Genomic DNA, 17,726 nt, shown 5'->3' with positions numbered 1-17,726 from the left:
GATGACCAAGACAGCGGCTGATGAAGCCGTGGCCGCCGTCGAGCCCGTGCCCGAGCAGGCCGAGAAGGCCCGCTCGCTCTGGGGCGACGCCTGGCGGGACCTGCGCCGCAACCCGATCTTCTACATCTCCGCCGTACTGATCCTCTTCCTGGTCGTCATCTCGATCTGGCCGAGCATCATGACGAGCACGAGCCCGTACGCCTGCGACGTCTCCAAGTCCGCCCAGGGCGCGGCCCCCGGCCACCCCTTCGGCTTCGACAAGCAGGGCTGCGACGTCTACGCCCGTACGGTCTACGGCGCCCGCGCCTCCGTCACCGTCGGCATCTGCACCACCCTCCTCGCCGCCGTCCTCGGCTGCATCATGGGCGGCCTCGCCGGCTTCTTCGGCGGCTGGTGGGACTCGCTGCTCTCCCGGGTCGGCGACATCTTCTTCGGCATCCCGATCCTGCTCGGCGGCATCGTCTTCCTGTCCGTCGTCAAGGGCGGCTCGATCTTCACCGTCGTCCTGCTGATCGCCCTCCTCGGCTGGCCGCAGATCGCCCGTATCGCGCGCGGCGCGGTGATCACCGCCAAGCAGCAGGACTACGTCCAGGCGGCCCGCGCGCTCGGCGCGTCCACCCCGCGCATGCTGCTCCGGCACATCGCCCCGAACGCCCTCGCGCCCGTCATCGTCGTGGCGACCATCGCGCTCGGTACGTACATCTCGCTGGAGGCCACCCTGTCGTTCCTCGGCGTCGGCCTGAAGCCGCCGACGGTCTCCTGGGGCATCGACATCTCCAGCGCCGCCGTCCAGATCCGCAACGCCCCGCACACCCTGCTGTACCCGGCAGGTGCGCTGTCGCTTACGGTGCTGGCGTTCATCATGCTCGGCGACGCGGTGCGCGACGCCCTCGACCCCAAGCTGCGCTGAGGGAGGCGTACGTGACCACCACCGAGAAGACCGCGGCAGTTCCTGAGCCGCGGACCCCGGAAGCGGCCGGTTCGCCGCTGCTCCAGGTCCGCGACCTGCACGTCGAATTCCACACCCGGGACGGCGTCGTCAAGGCCGTCAATGGCGTGAATTACAGCGTCAGCGCGGGCGAGACGCTCGCCGTGCTCGGCGAGTCCGGCTCCGGCAAGTCCGTCACCGCCCAGGCGATCATGGGCATCCTCGACATGCCGCCGGCGAAGATCCCGCAGGGCGAGATCCTCTTCCGCGGCCAGGACATGCTGACGATGTCCGGCGAGCAGCGCCGGAAGATCCGCGGCGCCAAGATCGCCATGATCTTCCAGGACGCGCTGTCCTCCCTGAACCCGGTGCTCTCCGTCGGCTACCAGCTCGGCGAGATGTTCCGCGTCCACCAGGGCCTGTCCAAGAAGGCCGCCAAGGCCAAGGCCATCGAGCTGATGGACAAGGTGAAGATCCCGGCGGCCGCCAACCGCGTCGGGGACTATCCGCACCAGTTCTCCGGCGGTATGCGCCAGCGCATCATGATCGCGATGGCGCTGGCCCTCGAACCGGACCTGATCATCGCCGACGAGCCCACCACGGCCCTCGACGTGACCGTCCAGGCCCAGGTCATGGACCTGCTCGCGGAGCTGCAGCGCGAGTACAACATGGGCCTGATCCTCATCACCCACGACCTCGGCGTGGTCGCGGACGTGGCCGACAAGATCGCGGTGATGTACGGGGGCCGGATCGTCGAGCACGCACCCGTGCGCGAGCTGTACAAGAACCCCGCGCACCCGTACACCCGCGGCCTGCTGGACTCCATCCCGCGCCTGGACCAGAAGGGCCAGGAGCTGTACGCGATCAAGGGCCTGCCGCCCAACCTGCTGAACATTCCCGGCGGCTGCGCCTTCCACCCGCGCTGCCCCAAGGCCCAGGACGTCTGCCGTACCGACGTCCCGGCACTGGCCGCGGTCGCCGACGGCCGCGGCAGCGCGTGCCACTTCTGGAAGGAGACGCTCCATGGCTGAGTCCGTCAGGGGGAGGAACAGTGACCGCGAGCCGATCCTCCAGGTCCGCAACCTGGTCAAGCACTTCCCGCTCACCCAGGGCGTCCTCTTCAAGAAGCAGGTCGGCGCGGTCAAGGCGGTCGACGGGATCTCCTTCGACCTGTACCGGGGTGAGACGCTGGGCATCGTCGGCGAGTCCGGCTGCGGCAAGTCCACCGTCGCCAAGCTGCTGATGAACCTGGAGCGGGCGACCGCCGGCGAGGTCTTCTACAAGGGCGAGGACATCACCAAGCTGACGGGTCGCGCCCTGAAGGTCGTCCGCCGCAACATCCAGATGGTCTTCCAGGACCCGTACACCTCGCTCAACCCGCGCATGACGGTCGGCGACATCATCGGCGAGCCCTTCGACATCCACCCCGAGGTGGCCCCGAAGGGCGACCGGCGCCGCAAGGTCCAGGAGCTGCTGGACGTGGTCGGCCTCAACCCCGAGTACGTCAACCGCTACCCGCACCAGTTCTCCGGCGGCCAGCGCCAGCGCATCGGCATCGCGCGCGGGCTCGCGCTGCGCCCCGAGATCATCGTCGCCGACGAGCCGGTCTCCGCGCTGGACGTCTCCGTACAGGCCCAGGTCGTGAACCTCCTGGAGAAGCTCCAGGACGAGTACGACCTCTCCTACCTCTTCATCGCCCACGACCTCTCCGTCGTCCGGCACATCTCCGACCGCGTCGGCGTGATGTACCTGGGCCGGATGGCCGAGATCGGCACGGACGAGGAGATCTACGAGCACCCCACCCACCCGTACACCCAGGCCCTCCTCTCGGCCGTCCCGGTCCCCGACCCGGACGCCCGCGGCGGCCGCGAGCGGATCATCCTCAGCGGCGACGTCCCCTCCCCGGCCAACCCGCCCTCCGGCTGCCGCTTCCGCACCCGCTGCTGGAAAGCCCAGGACAAGTGCGCCGAGGAGACCCCCCTCCTCGCCATCCCGAAGCGCTTCACCAACACGGACTCCCTGGCGGCCCACGCATCGGCCTGCCACTTCGCGGAGGAGAAGGATGTGGTGGGGGCGGCCTGACACGCCCCGGATGGAGGCTTTCCGCGTCTCTTCCGCGTGTGAGGAGGACATATAGCCGCAAAAGCGGACAAGCTCGGGTTTACGGGTTCCGAAGGGAGCCCGCACCGACCCGAGGAGGCACCTCATGCGTGGAGCCGCACAGGCCCGGTGGGCCGCTGTCGCCGTGGCCGTCGCCCTCGGGGCGACGGCCTGTGGCGGCGGGGGTGGCGGTGGTGGGGACGGTAAGGGGGTGCTCAGCTCGTCGTGGGGGGATCCGCAGAATCCGTTGGAGCCTGCCAATACCAATGAGGTGCAGGGCGGCAAGGTCCTCGACATGATCTTCCGGGGGCTCAAGCGGTACGACCCGAAGACCGGTGCCGCCGAGGACATGCTCGCCCAGAAGATCGAGTCCACTGATCAGCAGAATTACACGGTCACGATCAAGGAGGGGTGGAAGTTCAGCAATGGGGAGCGGGTCACCGCGCGGTCGTTCGTGGATGCGTGGAATTACGGGGCGCTGATCGATAATAACCAGAAGAATGCGTACTTCTTCGGGTATATCGAGGGGTATGAGAAGGTCCATCCGGAGAGTGGGAAGGCGACCGCGAAGACGCTTTCCGGGTTGAAGGTGAAGGATGACCGGACCTTTACCGTCAAGCTCAACCAGAAGTTCTCCACCTGGCCGCAGACGCTCGGGTATCCCGCCTTCGCGCCGCTGCCGCGGGCCTTCTTCACGGACCACGACCGCTGGCTGAAGAAGCCGGTGGGGAACGGGCCGTACAAGGTCGAGTCCTACACCAAGGGGTCGGCGATGAAGCTGCGGAAGTGGGGCGGGTACAAGGGCCCGGACAAGGCCCGGAACGGCGGCGTGGATCTGCGGGTCTACACCGACAACAACACCGCCTACACCGATCTGCAGGCCGGCAATCTCGACCTCAGTGACGATATTCCCGCTGCGCAGTTGAAGAATGCTGAAGCCGATCTCGGTGATCGGTACATCAATCAGCCTGCGGGGATCATCCAGACGCTGACCTTTCCCATGTACGACCCGAAGTGGGGGTCGGAGAAAATGGCGAAGGTGCGGCAGGGGTTGTCCATGGCGATCGATCGGAAGACGATCACCAAGCAGATTTTTCAGAACACCCGTACCCCGGCCAGTGACTGGACCTCGCCGGTGCTGAAGGCCGACGGCGGGTACAAGGCCGGGCTGTGCGGTACGGCGTGCGAGTACAAGCCGGCCGAGGCGCGCAGGCTCATCAAGGAGGGCGGCGGGCTGCCCGGCGGCAAGGTCACCGTCACGTACAACGCCGACACCGGCTCGCACAAGGACTGGGTCGACGCGCTCTGCAACAGCGTCAACAAGGTGATGCGGGACGACAAGGCGTGTGTGGGTAATCCGGTGGGGACTTTTGCCGATTACCGGAATCAGATCACGGCGAAGAAGATGAAGGGGCCGTTCCGCGCCGGGTGGCAGATGGACTACCCGCTCATTCAGAACTTCCTGCAGCCGATGTACTACACCGACGCCTCCTCCAACGACGGCAAGTACAGCAACAAGCGGTTCGACAAGCTGGTCGACGCGGCGAATGCGGAGACCGATCGGCAGGCTGCGGTGCAGAAGTTCCAGGACGCGGAGAAGGTGCTGGCGAAGGATATGCCGGTGATTCCGCTCTGGTACCAGAACGGTAGTGGGGGTTATACCGAGAGGTTGAGCGATGTGATGCTCAATCAGTTCAGCGTGCCCGTCTACGACCGGATCAAGGTCGGCAGCTGACCTCATGGGACGCTACGTCATCCGGCGGCTGCTCCAGATGATCCCGGTGTTCATCGGCAGCACGTTCCTGATCTTTTTCATGGTGTACGCGCTGGGCGACCCGGTCGCCGCGATGTTCGGCGACCGCGCCCCCGACCCCGCCACCGCGGCCCGTATTCGCGAGGAACTCCTCCTCGATCAGCCGCTGTGGAAGCAGTACCTGCACTACATGGGCCAGATCTTCCGCGGGGACTTCGGCACCGCCTTCAACGGGCAGCCGGTCACCGAGCTGATGGGCACCGCCTTCCCGGTCACCCTGCGGCTGACCCTGGTCGCCATCGTCATCGAGATCATCGTCGGCGTCACCCTCGGTGTGCTGAGCGGGCTGCGCCGCGGGCGCACGCTGGACACCAGTGTTCTCGTTTTCACCCTGGTCGTGGTGTCCATCCCGACCTTCGTCAGTGGTTATGTGCTGCAGTTCCTGCTGGGGGTGAAGTGGGGGTGGGTGAAGCCGACCGTTTCCACGGACGCGTACCTGGACGAGCTGCTGCTGCCGGGCGTGGTGCTCGCGCTGGTCTCGCTTGCGTACGTCACCCGGCTGACCCGCACCTCGCTGGCGGAGAACGCCCGCGCGGATTACGTACGGACCGCCGTGGCCAAGGGACTGCCGCGCCGCCGGGTCGTTACGCGGCATCTGCTGCGCAACTCCCTCATCCCGGTGGTCACCTTCATCGGTACCGACATCGGCCAGCTGATGGGCGGCGCCATCGTCACCGAGCGGATCTTCAATATCCACGGCGTCGGATTCCAGCTCTACCAGGGCATCCTGCGGCAGAACTCGCCCACCGTCGTCGGCTTCGTCACCGTCCTCGTACTGGTCTTCCTCTTCGCCAACCTCGTCGTCGACCTGCTGTACGCCGTCCTCGACCCGAGGATCCGCTATGCCTGAGCGCTATGTACCGAAAGAAGCGGTCACCCCCGGGGACGGCGGTGCCACGGCCCTCGCGATCGCCGAGGCCGAGACGCTGGAGGGCGGCCGGAACGGGCGGGGCGGGAGCCCGCGCGACAAGCCGCGCAGCCTGTGGGGCGACGCCTGGCGTGATCTGCGCCGCAACCCTGTCTTTCTCATCTCCGCGCTGATCATTCTCTTTCTGATCGTGATCGCGATCTGGCCGCAGTTGATCGCCGACGGGAATCCGTACCGCGCCGACCTCGCCAAGGCCCAGGAGGGCTCCGCGCCCGGCCACCCCTTCGGCTTCGACACCCAGGGGCGGGACGTCTACACCCGTACCGTCTACGGCGCCCGCGCCTCCATCACCGTCGGCATCTGCGCCACCGCCGGTGCCGCCCTCCTCGGCAGCGCCCTCGGCGGGCTGGCCGGCTTCTTCGGCGGCTGGTGGGACGCGCTGCTCTCGCGCGTCGCCGACATCTTCTTCGGCATCCCCGTGCTGCTCGGCGGCCTGGTCTTCCTCTCCGTCGTCACCAGCAAGACGGTCTGGCCGGTGGTCGGCTTCATCGTGCTGCTCGGCTGGCCGCAGATCGCCCGGATCGCCCGCGGCTCCGTCGTCACCGCCAAACAGAACGACTACGTCCAGGCCGCGCGGGCGCTCGGCGCCTCCTCCGGCCGGCTGCTGCTGCGGCACATCGCGCCCAACGCCGTGGCCCCCGTCATCGTCGTCGCCACCATCGCGCTCGGTACGTACATCTCCCTGGAGGCCACGCTGTCCTACCTCGGCGCGGGCCTGAAGCCGCCCACCGTCTCCTGGGGCATCGACATCTCCACCGCCTCCACCTACATCCGCAACGCGCCGCACATGCTGCTGTATCCGGCGGGCGCGCTGTCGATCACGGTGCTGGCGTTCATCATGCTCGGCGACGCGGTGCGCGACGCCCTCGACCCCAAGCTGCGCTGAGGAGACGGAGACCGCCGATGGCCACGAATCCCGAGGCGCCGCCTCCGCTGCTCGATGTGCGCGACCTGTACGTGGAGTTCCGTACCCGCGACGGCGTCGCCCGGGCCGTCAATGGCGTCAGCTACCGCGTCGACGCGGGGGAGACGCTCGCCGTGCTCGGCGAGTCCGGCTCCGGCAAGTCCGTGACCGCCCAGGCCGTCATGGGCATCCTCGACTCGCCGCCCGGCTTCGTCACCGGCGGCGAGGTCCTCTTCCGGGGCCAGGACCTGCTCAAGGCCACGCCCGAGGAGCGGCGCAAGGTGCGCGGCGCCCGAATGGCGATGATCTTCCAGGACGCGCTGTCCTCGTTGAACCCGGTGCTGTCGGTGGGCGCGCAGCTCGGCGAGATGTACGAGGTCCACCGGGGCATGAAGCGGAAGGACGCGCGGGCCAAGGCGGTCGAGCTGATGGACCGGGTGAAGATCCCGGCGGCCCGCAGCCGGGTCGGCGATTACCCGCACCAGTTCTCCGGCGGTATGCGCCAGCGCATCATGATCGCGATGGCGCTGGCCCTGGAGCCGGACCTGATCATCGCCGACGAGCCGACGACGGCGCTGGACGTGACGGTCCAGGCCCAGGTCATGGACCTGCTGGCGGACCTCCAGCGGGAGTACGACATGGGGCTGATCCTGATCACCCATGACCTGGGCGTGGTCGCGGACGTCGCCGACCGGATCGCGGTGATGTACGCGGGCCGGATCGTCGAGACCGCTCCCATTCACGACCTGTACAAGTGCCCCGCGCACCCCTACACGCGCGGCCTGCTGGACTCCATCCCGCGGCTGGACCAGAAGGGCCAGGAGCTGTACGCGATCAAGGGCCTGCCGCCGAGCCTGACCGCCATCCCGCCCGGCTGCCCCTTCCACCCGCGCTGCCCCCGCGCCCGGGACGTCTGCACCACCGACCGGCCGCCGCTGTACGACGTGGCACCGGGCCGGTCCAGCGCCTGCCACTTCTGGGAGGAGACCGTGCGAGACGAGGAGCCGCCGCATGTCCGCTGAGTCCCTGCTCGAAGTACGCGACCTGGTCAAGCACTACCCGCTGACCCAGGGCATCGTCCTGAAGAAGCAGGTCGGCGCGGTCAAGGCGGTCGACGGCGTCTCCTTCGACCTGCACAAGGGCGAAACGCTCGGCATCGTGGGGGAGTCCGGCTGCGGCAAGTCCACCGTCGCCAGGACGCTGGTCGGCCTGGAGCGGCCGACCGCGGGCGCGATCCGGTACCACGGCGAGGACATCGCCCAGCTGTCCGGGCGCGCGCTGAAGGCGGTGCGCCGCAACATCCAGATGGTCTTCCAGGACCCGTACACGTCGTTGAATCCGCGAATGACGGTCGGCGACATCATCGGCGAGCCGTACGACATCCATCCGGAGGTGGCCCCGAAGGGGGACCGCCGGCGCCGGGTGCAGGAGTTGCTGGATGTGGTCGGGCTGAATCCGGAGTACGTCAACCGGTACCCGCACCAGTTCTCCGGCGGCCAGCGCCAGCGCATCGGCATCGCGCGGGGGCTGGCGCTGCGGCCCGAGATCATCGTCGCGGACGAGCCGGTGTCCGCGCTGGACGTCTCGGTCCAGGCCCAGGTGGTGAACCTCCTGGAGCGGCTCCAGGACGAATTCGACCTGAGTTACGTCTTCATCGCGCACGACCTGTCGGTGGTGCGGCACATCTCGGACCGGGTGGCGGTGATGTACCTGGGCCGGATCGTGGAGACCGGCACGGAGGACGAGATCTACGGGCACCCTACGCATCCGTACACGCAGGCGCTGCTGTCCGCGGTGCCGGTCCCGGACCCTGAGGCCCGGGAGCATCGGGAGCGGATCCTGCTGGCTGGGGACGTGCCGTCGCCGGCGGATCCGCCGAGCGGCTGCCGCTTTCGTACGCGGTGTTGGAAGGCGCAGCCGGTGTGTGCGGAGGTCGTGCCCCCGCTGGACGTACCGGAGTGGTTCGCGGGGGCCGCGGGGCCGGCGCATCCCTCCGCTTGCCACTTTGCGGAGGAACGCCACGTCGTGCCGAGCGAATAAGGGGGTGCCCCTTGGGCCCGGTGGCCGGCTGCCGCGCCGTTGTGGTTGCGCGCGCAGTTCCCCGCGCCCCTGAGCCGCGCCCCGTAAGGGGCGCGGGGAACTGCGCGACCAGCCACCGCGGCGGGACGGTCGGCCGACGGCCGGGACCACCGCGGCGGGTGGCCCCTCAGCCCCGGTCAGTCCCGGTCCGAGGACTCCTCGATCGCCGCCAGTGCCGGATCCAGGACGATGTCCTCACCCCGAGCGGCAATCGTCGGCTCCTCCGGAAAGTGGCAGGCCGTCAGGTGCCCCGCCGCGTTCCCCGCGATCTGCAACAACGGCGGTTCCTCCGTCGCACACTTGTCCTGCGCCTTCCAGCACCGCGTGCGGAACCGGCAGCCGGAGGGCGGGTTGACCGGCGAGGGTACGTCGCCCGCGAGCCGGATCCGCTCGCGGTCCTCCTCGTCGTCCCCGGCCAGCCGGGCCTCCGGCACCGCCGAAAGCAGCGCATGCGTATAAGGGTGGCGCGGCCGGGTGTAGATGGACTCGCGGTCGCCGACCTCGACGATCTTGCCGAGGTACATCACCGCGACCCGCTGGCTGAAGTGCCGCACGATCGCCAGGTCGTGGGCGATGAAGAGGAACGCGATGCCCAGCTCGCGCTGGAGCTCCTGGAGGAGGTTGACGACCTGCGCCTGGATGGAGACGTCCAGCGCCGAGACCGGCTCGTCCGCGACGATCAGCTTCGGCTCCAGGGCCAGCGCGCGGGCCACGCCGATGCGCTGCCGCTGGCCGCCGGAGAACTCGTGCGGGAAGCGGTTGTAGTGCTCGGGGTTGAGGCCGACGGTCTCCAGCAGCTCGCGGACCTTCTTCTCGCGGCCGCCGGGCGGGTTGATCCCGTTGATCTCCATCGGGCCGCCGATGATCGTGCCGACGGTCTGCCGCGGGTTCAGCGAGGAGTACGGGTCCTGGAAGATCATCTGGATCTCGGACCGGACGGGCGCGAGCTGCTTGCGGTTCGCGTGGGTGATGTCCTGGCCCCGGTACGAGATCGTGCCGCTGGTGGGCTCCAGGAGGCGGGTCAGCAGCCGGCCCGTCGTGGACTTTCCGCAGCCCGACTCGCCCACCAGGCCGAAGGTCTCGCCCGAGTACACGGTCAGGTCGAGCCCGTCCACCGCCTGCACGGCGCCGATCCGCCGCCGGAACGGAAAGCCGCCCATGATCGGGAAGTGCTTGGTCAGGCCCTCGGTCACCAGCAGCGGTTCGCCCGCGGGGGCGGCGTCGCGGGGGGCCGGGAGGGTGACGTCTTTGGCTTCGCTCATGATGGTCGTCGCTCCTAGCCCAGCCGGGGCTTGATCTGCTCGGTGAAGAAGGTGTGCTTCTGCTCGGCGGTCAGATGGCAGGCCGAGGCGCGCCCCGGCGCCAGCAGCGGCCGCTCGTCGGAGCAGCGGGTACCGCCCACCTCCGAGGTGAAGGCGCAGCGCGGGTGGAAGGGGCAGCCGGACGGCGGGTTGAGCAGGCTCGGCGGGGTGCCGGGGATCGGGTGCAGCGGCTCGTCGACGCTGGCCGACAGGCGCGGCATCGAGCCCAGCAGGCCCCAGGTGTACGGGTGTTGCGGCGTGGTGAGGATCTCCTTGACCGTGCCGCGCTCGACCGCCCGCCCGGCGTACATCACCAGCAGCTCGTCGGCCATGTTGGCGACCACGCCGAGGTCATGGGTGATCAGGATGATCGCCGAGCCGAACTCCTGCTGGAGGTCCTTGAGGAGGTCCAGGATCTGCGCCTGGACGGTGACGTCCAGCGCGGTGGTCGGCTCGTCGGCGATGAGCAGCGCGGGGTTGCAGACCAGCGCCATGGCGATCATGGCGCGCTGGCGCATGCCGCCGGAGAACTGGTGCGGGTAGTCGTCCACCCGCAGGTTCGGCTGCGGGATGCCGACCTTGGTCAGCATCTCGATGGCGCGCTGCCGGCCCTCGCGCTTGCTCGCGCCGGTGTGCTTCATGAACGGCTCGGCGATCTGCCGGCCCACCGTGTAGTACGGCGAGAGCGCCGTCAGCGGGTCCTGGAAGATCATCGCCATCTTGTTGCCGCGGAGCTTCTGGAGCGTGCGCTCGCGGGCGCCGGTCAGCTCCTGGCCGTCCAGCGTGATCTCGCCGGTGATCTCGGTGGAGGCGGGGTTGTGCAGGCCCAGGACGGCCAGGTTGGTCACCGACTTGCCGGAGCCGGACTCGCCGACGATGCCGAGCGTCTGGCCCTTCCGCAGGTCGAAGGAGAGCCCGTCGACGGCCTTGACGATGCCGTCCTCGGTGGAGAACCGCACGTACAGGTCGCGTACCGACAGGAAGGGGTCCGATCCGGTCGGGACCGGTGCGCCTTCGGTCTTGGTGAGTGTGGTCACTGGTGGTTCTCCTAGGACAGGCGCACGCGCGGGTCGATGAACGCGTAGCAGGCGTCGACGATGATGTTGAAGAGGACGATGAACGTCGCCGCGAACAGCATCACGCCCATGACCATGGGCAGGTCGGTGTTCTGCACGGACTGCACCGCGAGGGTGCCCAGGCCCGGCAGGGCGAAGGTCTGCTCCGTGATCATCGCGCCGCCGAAGAGCGAGCCGAGGTCGATGCCGAAGATGGTGACGATGGGGATGAGGGACCCTCGCCAGGCGTACCGGAAGAAGACCGTCCCCCGGGACATGCCCTTGGCGCGTGCGGTACGGACGTGCTCCTCGGCCAGCTGCTCGATCATCGAGGAGCGCGCCATACGGGTGTACTGCGCGGTGAAGATGACCGAGAGCACGCACCAGGGGATCAGCAGCCCCATGAACCAGGCCGCTGGATTGTCCGTGAAGTTGACGTACTTCGGCTGCCCCAGGATTTCCAGGTTGTACACCAGCAGGGCCAGCACGATGGGGCCGATGAAGTAGATCTGCATCGAGCTCAGCACCAGCGAGGCGGAGCTGAAGACCTTGTCGATCAGCTTGCCCTGCTTCCAGGCGGCGATCATGCCGGTGCCCAGGCCGACCGTGAGGAAGACCGCCGCGCCGCCGATGGTCAGCGAGACGGTGGTCGGGAAGCGGTCGACGATGGTGTCCCAGACCGGGTCGCCATTGGCGAAGGAGTAGCCGAAGCAGGGGGCCGGGCACGGTCCCTGGGCGAAGTCGCGCCCGGTCACGATGCCGGACATGAAGTCCCAGTACTGGACGGGGATCGGCTTGTCCAGGCCGAGATTCTTGTGAATCAGGGCGATGGCGTCCGGGGTGCAGTTCTTTCCGCAGGACAGCAGCGCGGGATCCCGTGGGGCGGCGAAGAACAGGAAGAAGGTGAACGCGCTGATCAGCAGCAGGATCACGATCGCGCCGAGGGACCGGCGGAAAAGGAAACGAAGCATGGCAGATCGCAGCTCTCGTGGGGCAGCGGAAGGAGGTGGGTGGGGACCGCGCGGTGTGCCCGTCCGGTCGGGACGGGCACACCGGGCGCCAGGGTTACCGGCGCGAGGGCGCGGTTACTTCTTGACGAACAGCTTCGTCGGGTCGACACCGCTGATGATGTCGTTGTTCACGACGCCACCGACCTTGGAGCCGTGCAGCTGGATCTGCTTGTAGTAGAAGGTCGGGATCGCCGGCAGGTCCTCCTTGAGGATCTTCTCGTTGAGCTTGAACCACTCCTCGGACGCCTTCTCCTGGTCCGCCATCTTGGAGATGCGGTCCATCTCCTTGCTGTACTCCGGGTTGTTGTAGTGCGAGTAGTTCGGCGAGCCGTCCTGGATCTGCCGGCCGTCCATGGTGGGCGGCAGCACGGTCGAGGCGCTCGGCCAGTCCGCGCCCCACGCCGAGGCGTAGATGTCGAACTTGTTGTCCACCTTGCCGATCACGTCGTAGTACGTGTCGGAGGGCAGGTCCTTCGGCTGGACGTCGAAGCCGGCCTTCTTGAGGTTGTCGACGATGGAGACCGAGTACTTCTGCGGCTCCGGCGCGTTCATGTAGGCGAAGGTGATCTTCATGCCGGTCTTGCCGGCTTCCTTCAGGATCTTCTTCGCCTTCGCCACGTCACCCAGCGGCTTCTTGAGCTTGCCGTAGGGGTCGATGTCCTTGTAGCCGGTGACCGTCGGGCTGATGTAGCTGCCCGCCAGCTCGCCGCCGCCCGGGGTGCCGTAGGCGTCCAGGACGGCCTGCGTCGGCATCGCGTAGGCGAGGGCCTCGCGGACCTTCTTGTCCTTGATCCGGTTCATGTTGAAGTTGATGACGCCGACGTAGGGCTGGTAGCCCGAGATCGAACGCTTCTTCACCTTCGGGTCGTTGGACACGGTCTGCATGCTGGCCGCGTCGACCTGGTTGTTGAAGCTGATCGCCGTCTGGTTGTCGGCGTTGTCCGCGATCAGACGCTGGGTCGAGTCGGGGTAGGACACACCGAACTGGATGTCGAACTTGTCGACGTACTGGTGACGGGAGTTGTCCGTCTCCGGGTCCCACTCGGTGTTCTTGACCAGCGTCATGCCCTTGCCGGACTTGAAGGTCCCCGGTTTGATCTTGTACGGGCCCGAGGACTGCGGCGCCTTGTCGTACTTCTCCTTGGTGTCCTTCTTCTCCTGCACCGCGGCGTAGCCGGCCATGGCCAGGGCGTAAGGCAGGTCCGGGTGCGGCGACTTGAAGTGGAAGACGATCGTCTTGTCGTCCGGCGTCTCAAGGATGCTGTCCGGCAGGTGCTTGCCCTTGTACGGGCCGTCCTTCAGGAGCTTGCGGTAGTCCGTGGAGTCCGCCAGCCACTGCTGGAGGTAGTACGGACCGTCGGTGATGAAGGGCGCGAAGGACCGCTCGATGGAGTGCCGGATGTCCTTCGAGGTGATCGGGGAGCCGTCCTCCCACTTCACGTTGTCCTTGAGGGTGTACTTCCAGGTCTTGCCGCCGTCGGAGGACTGGCCGCTGTCCGTGGCGAGGTCACCGACGACGGTGTACTTGCCCTTGTTGTCCATGTGATACGTCGTCAGCTTGCGGAACAGCAGGGTGGCGAGGGCGCCCTCGTCGCTGACGTAGATCTGTGCCGGGTCCAGGTGCGAGTAGGTGTCGCGCTGGTAGACCTTGATCGTGCCGCCCTTCTGGGCTCCCGGCACCTCCTCGGCCTTCCCCTTGGACGCCGCGGCGTCGCCGAACGCGATCTGCGCGCGCTGCTTCTCCGCGCCCTGCCGGTCTTCACCGCCGCCCGTGTTGGTGCCCGCGCCGCTGCTGCACGCGGTGAGGACCAGGGCGCCGGCGGCCAGGGCGACCAAGGTGGCGTGAGTTCTGCGCGTACGGTTGCTGCTCATGACGGTATATGCACCTGCCTGTCGTTGATCCGTTGCTGCTGCCTGACTCATGCGGTGCCGGGGTGGCAGCACCCCCCACGGAACGGATCTCATCGAGCCCGCTTCGGGTCGAAAGCGTCCCGGACCGAGTCCCCGAGCAGGTTGAAGGCGACGATGAAGATGACCATCGCCAGGCCGGGGAAGAAGAGGTACGTGATGTCGTTGCGGTAGTAGTCGGCGGCGTTGGCGAACATCCGCCCCCAGTCCGGGGTGGGTTCGACGAAGCCGACGCCCAGGAAGGACAGGCCCGCAATGGACGTCACGAAGTTCGGGAGCATGTACGTCGTCTGGACCAGGATCGGCGTCACCACGTTCGGCAGCAGTTCGCGCCGGACGATGCGGGCCGGGGAGGCGCCGGAGACCTTGGCGGCCTCGATGTACTCCCGTTCTCGCAGCGAGAGGACCGTGCCGCGGAGCAGCCGCGCCAGGCTCATCCAGCCCAGGAACCACATCACCAGGATCAGGATGGTGGCGCGCAGCCAGGTCGGCATGGCGTCCTCGGGAGCCACGAAGACGGCGCCCACGACGGGCACGAAGGCGACGAAGAACAGCTGGTTCGGGAAGGCCATCAGCAGGTCGATGACCCGGCCGATGAAGTAGTCGATCTTGCCGCCGAAGTAGCCGGCCGCCACACCGAGCACGATGGCCGTGAGCACCGAGGCGATGGTGATCGCCACCGCGGTGTACAGCGTGGTGCGGATGCCGTAGATCAGCTGCATGAACACGTCGCGGCCCAGGGTCGGTTCGATGCCGAACCAGAACTCGCTGGAGATGCCGCCGTTGGGCTGGGTCGGGTAACCGTTCGTCAGCAGGCCCGGGGTGAGCATGCCGTACCGCGTGTAGGGGTCCTTGCCGTACAGCGCGGAGATGACCGGGGCCAGCAGGCCGACGGCGAAGAAGAACAGCACGACGTATGCGCTGATCACTCCGATGCGGTCACGCCGGAAGCGGGCCCACATCAATTGGCCGGGCGAACGGCCGACCAATTCGCCGCCCTTGCGGTCCTTTCCCTTGCTCAGCCCGTCGGGTCCAAGTCCTGGGGTGTCGGTCTTGGAAACCGCGGTCTGGGATGGACTAGTCATCGCGAAGTGCCCCCGCGCCGAGTTCTCTTGGAACATGAAGCGGCACAGAGTCGCACCGCTGGTTGAGCGGACTTTCGCAAGTGATTTACGGCGGAGTCAAGAGTCCGAGGACGGACCGTAGCCACCTTGTTCGCTTCTTGAGCGAAGATTGCGCAGATCGACGCCACGGCGTGCTTGACAGTTACCGGAGGTGTACGTCATGAGCGACATATCGGCCTCAACATCCTTAACACGAAGGACACTTGGCTGTCGCAGCACCGATATACGAACGCGCCATCCTCGACAGCGTACGGCCGTGCGGGTGCCGTGGACCGGCCGGGGAGGCCAGTAGCCTCCCCGGCCGGTCGCTTTTTCTCGTACCGGCGGTACTAGGAGAGGCCGAGGCTCCGCTTGAGGAATGCGACTTGCAGAAGGAGCAGATTTTCGGCCACCTGTTCCTGCGGCGTCATATGGGTGACGCCGGACAACGGGAGTACCTCGTGCGGCCGGCCGGCCGCCAGCAGGGCCGAGGAGAACCGCAGGGAATGCGCCACGACCACATTGTCGTCGGCCAGTCCATGAATGATCATCATTGGCCGGTGCTGATCAGCTGCTTCGACCAGTCCGGCGTCCGTGACCAGGGAATTCCTCACATAGGAATCCGGATCCTCGTCCGGGTGGCCCATGTACCGCTCGGTGTAGTGGGTGTCGTACAGCCGCTGGTCGGTGACGGGCGCGCCCACCACCGCCGCGTGGAAGACGTCCGGGCGGCGCAGCGCGGCCAGCCCGGCGAGAAACCCGCCGAAGGACCAGCCGCGGATGGCCACCCGGTCCAGGTCCAGCGGGAAGCGCTCCGCGAGCGCGTGCAGCGCGTCGACCTGGTCCTCCAGCGCCACCTCCGCGACCCGACGCGAAATCGCCTTCTCCCAGGCGGGGGAGCGGCCCGGCGTGCCCCGGCCGTCCGCGACCACCACGGCGAAGCCCTGGTCGGCGAACCACTGCGAGGTGAGGAAGACGTTGTGCGCCGCCAGTACGCGCTGCGCGTGCGGCCCGCCGTACGGGTCCAGCAGCACCGGCAGCGGCCCGTCCCCCTCCTCGTAACCGGTGGGCAGCAGCACCGCGCACGGGATGTCCCGCTCGCCCGCCGTCGTGAACCGCGGCCGGGCGGTGAGCACCGGCGTCTCGGCGTGCGAGGGGATCTCCGCGAGCCGGGTCTCCTTCCCGTCGGCGCTCAGCCGCAGCACCTCCACCTGCGCCCCGGGCCGCTCCGCGCACATGTGGGACACGACGGCCACCTCGCCCACGCGCACCGCGGAGGAGTACGAGGCGTACGGGCGCTCCGTCACCCGCTCCCAGCCGCCCTGGTCGCCGCTGCCGCGGTACCAGGCCCGGTAGACCCCCACGTCGTGCAGGTCCTCGCCGCTCGCCGAAAACAGGACATCTTCCTGGCCGATATCGAGCACCCCGCGCACGTGCAGCGGCGCGGACGTCAGCGGCCGGTCCCCGACGAAGAGCTTGCGCGCGCCGCCCTCGTCGGCGATCCGCACCAGCCGCCGGTCCGGCGTCCAGGCCGGCACGCCCGGATATGGCTCGACCCACACGGGGTCCTCGTCGGCGTGCAGCAGGCGCGTCGCGCCGGTCTCGGTGTCGACCGCCAGATAGCGCTGGGAGCGCTGGTCGCGGGACTGCACGAGAAGCAGCGGCGGGCCGGCGGGGGACCAGTGCACCCGGGCCAGATACGGATAGCGCTCGCGGTCCCAGACGACGTCCGTGCGCTCCCCGTCCAGGCCCAGCAGGGCCAGCGTGACCTCGGCGTTGGGGGTGCCGGCCGCGGGATAGGCCACCTCGGTCGGCGCCTTGTCCGGGTGCGCGGGGTCGGCGATCCACCAGCGGCGTACGGGGGAGTCGTCGACCCGCGCGGCCAGCAGCCGGTCGCTCTCCGGCGCCCACCAGAAGCCGCGGTACCGGCTCATCTCCTCGGCCGCGATGAACTCCGCGAGGCCCCAGGTCACGCCCGGCCCGTCCGGGGCCGCCAGCGCCCGGTCGCCGTCCGCCGTGCCGCCGCCGTCCACGGGTACGACGCGCAGCGCGCCCTCCGCGACGTACGCGACGTACCGGCCGTCCGGGGACGGGCGCGGGTCCACCACCGGGCCGGGAACGGGCAGTTCGCGGCAGGTGCCGGCGCGCAGCTCGGAGACGAACAGCCGTCCGGAGAGCGGGAAGGCGGCCAGTTCCACGGCCGCGTCGGTGGCGTAGCCGACCACGCCGGCCGAGCCCTCCCGGGCCCGCTCGCGACGCGCCTTCTCCTGCGGCGACAGTTCCTCGTCGGAGCCGCCCAGCAGCCCCGCCGGGTCGGCGGCGGGGTACTCGCGCCCGGCGTCAAGGTCATGGACCCACAACAGATTCGCCCGATCGGTGCCGGATCGGGAACGGAGGAAGACGACGCGCGTACCATCCGGCGAGATGCTGAAGCCGCGCGGCACGCCCAGGCTGAAGCGCTGGGTGCGCGCGTGCTGCCGGGGAAATGAGAGCTGTCCGGTCATGGGCCGAGCGTAAGGGCCATGGGGCTCACCGTGGCCGCTCTCGTGAAGATCGTGTGCGCCCCCACTCTGCACCCGTGCACCGGCATATGCGTG

The 17,726-nt window shown here is 68.3% G+C and carries 14 protein-coding genes; 8 read left to right on the top strand and 6 right to left on the bottom strand.

What is annotated here, in order from left to right; genetic code table 11:
- The first annotated feature begins 1 nt into the window (after position 1).
- The 8 genes from AB0I82_RS18235 (at position 2) to AB0I82_RS18200 (ending at position 8,713) form a co-directional block, all read left to right on the top strand.
- Positions 2–910, top strand: coding sequence for an ABC transporter permease (locus AB0I82_RS18235; RefSeq protein ID WP_363258420.1), 909 nt, complete (start codon positions 2–4; stop codon positions 908–910).
- Between the two features lie 11 nt (positions 911–921).
- A complete protein-coding gene (locus AB0I82_RS18230) occupies positions 922–1,959 on the top strand; it encodes an ABC transporter ATP-binding protein (protein ID WP_363258245.1) in 1,038 nt (345 codons plus the stop codon).
- Positions 1,952–3,010 carry a dipeptide ABC transporter ATP-binding protein gene (locus tag AB0I82_RS18225; protein WP_363258244.1) on the top strand — a complete coding sequence of 353 codons (1,059 nt, stop codon included), beginning with the start codon at positions 1,952–1,954 and terminating at the stop codon, positions 3,008–3,010. The genes AB0I82_RS18230 and AB0I82_RS18225 overlap by 8 nt, the downstream gene beginning before the upstream one ends.
- 124 nt (positions 3,011–3,134) lie before the next feature.
- A complete protein-coding gene (locus AB0I82_RS18220) occupies positions 3,135–4,763 on the top strand; it encodes an ABC transporter substrate-binding protein (protein WP_363258243.1) in 1,629 nt (542 codons plus the stop codon).
- Between the two features lie 4 nt (positions 4,764–4,767).
- Complete coding sequence (locus AB0I82_RS18215; protein ID WP_363258242.1) at positions 4,768–5,691, top strand: ABC transporter permease; 924 nt, start codon at positions 4,768–4,770, stop codon at positions 5,689–5,691.
- Entirely contained in the window at positions 5,684–6,655 is a 972-nt protein-coding gene (locus AB0I82_RS18210; RefSeq protein ID WP_363258241.1) for an ABC transporter permease, read from the top strand. The genes AB0I82_RS18215 and AB0I82_RS18210 overlap by 8 nt, the downstream gene beginning before the upstream one ends.
- A 17-nt stretch (positions 6,656–6,672) precedes the next feature.
- Positions 6,673–7,695: an ABC transporter ATP-binding protein gene (locus tag AB0I82_RS18205; protein ID WP_363258240.1), complete on the top strand. Its 1,023-nt coding sequence runs from the start codon at positions 6,673–6,675 to the stop codon at positions 7,693–7,695.
- Positions 7,685–8,713 carry a dipeptide ABC transporter ATP-binding protein gene (locus tag AB0I82_RS18200; RefSeq protein WP_363258239.1) on the top strand — a complete coding sequence of 343 codons (1,029 nt, stop codon included), beginning with the start codon at positions 7,685–7,687 and terminating at the stop codon, positions 8,711–8,713. The genes AB0I82_RS18205 and AB0I82_RS18200 overlap by 11 nt, the downstream gene beginning before the upstream one ends.
- 176 nt (positions 8,714–8,889) lie before the next feature.
- Here the strand turns inward: AB0I82_RS18200 and AB0I82_RS18195 are convergent, their stop codons facing one another.
- From AB0I82_RS18195 to AB0I82_RS18170, 6 genes are all read right to left on the bottom strand, one after another.
- Positions 8,890–10,014, bottom strand: coding sequence for a dipeptide ABC transporter ATP-binding protein (locus tag AB0I82_RS18195; protein ID WP_363258237.1), 1,125 nt, complete (start codon positions 10,012–10,014; stop codon positions 8,890–8,892).
- A 14-nt stretch (positions 10,015–10,028) separates the two neighbouring features.
- Positions 10,029–11,090, bottom strand: a complete 1,062-nt coding sequence (locus AB0I82_RS18190; RefSeq protein WP_363258235.1) for an ABC transporter ATP-binding protein — start codon at positions 11,088–11,090, stop codon at positions 10,029–10,031.
- A gap of 11 nt (positions 11,091–11,101) precedes the next feature.
- Complete coding sequence (locus AB0I82_RS18185) at positions 11,102–12,079, bottom strand: ABC transporter permease (protein ID WP_363258234.1); 978 nt, start codon at positions 12,077–12,079, stop codon at positions 11,102–11,104.
- A 114-nt stretch (positions 12,080–12,193) separates the two neighbouring features.
- Positions 12,194–13,990 carry an ABC transporter substrate-binding protein gene (locus AB0I82_RS18180; RefSeq protein ID WP_363258233.1) on the bottom strand — a complete coding sequence of 599 codons (1,797 nt, stop codon included), beginning with the start codon at positions 13,988–13,990 and terminating at the stop codon, positions 12,194–12,196.
- A gap of 89 nt (positions 13,991–14,079) precedes the next feature.
- A complete protein-coding gene (locus AB0I82_RS18175) occupies positions 14,080–15,111 on the bottom strand; it encodes an ABC transporter permease (RefSeq protein WP_363258232.1) in 1,032 nt (343 codons plus the stop codon).
- A gap of 368 nt (positions 15,112–15,479) precedes the next feature.
- On the bottom strand, positions 15,480–17,633 hold the full coding sequence (locus AB0I82_RS18170) for a prolyl oligopeptidase family serine peptidase (RefSeq protein WP_363258230.1): 2,154 nt from the start codon (positions 17,631–17,633) through the stop codon (positions 15,480–15,482).
- Between the last annotated feature and the right edge of the window lie 93 nt (positions 17,634–17,726).

It is taken from the genome of Streptomyces sp. NPDC050315 (assembly GCF_040655775.1).
GTDB lineage: Bacteria > Actinomycetota > Actinomycetes > Streptomycetales > Streptomycetaceae > Streptomyces.
Note: the sequence above shows the minus strand (reverse complement) of the source record. Positions and strands in the feature narration are given on the sequence as shown.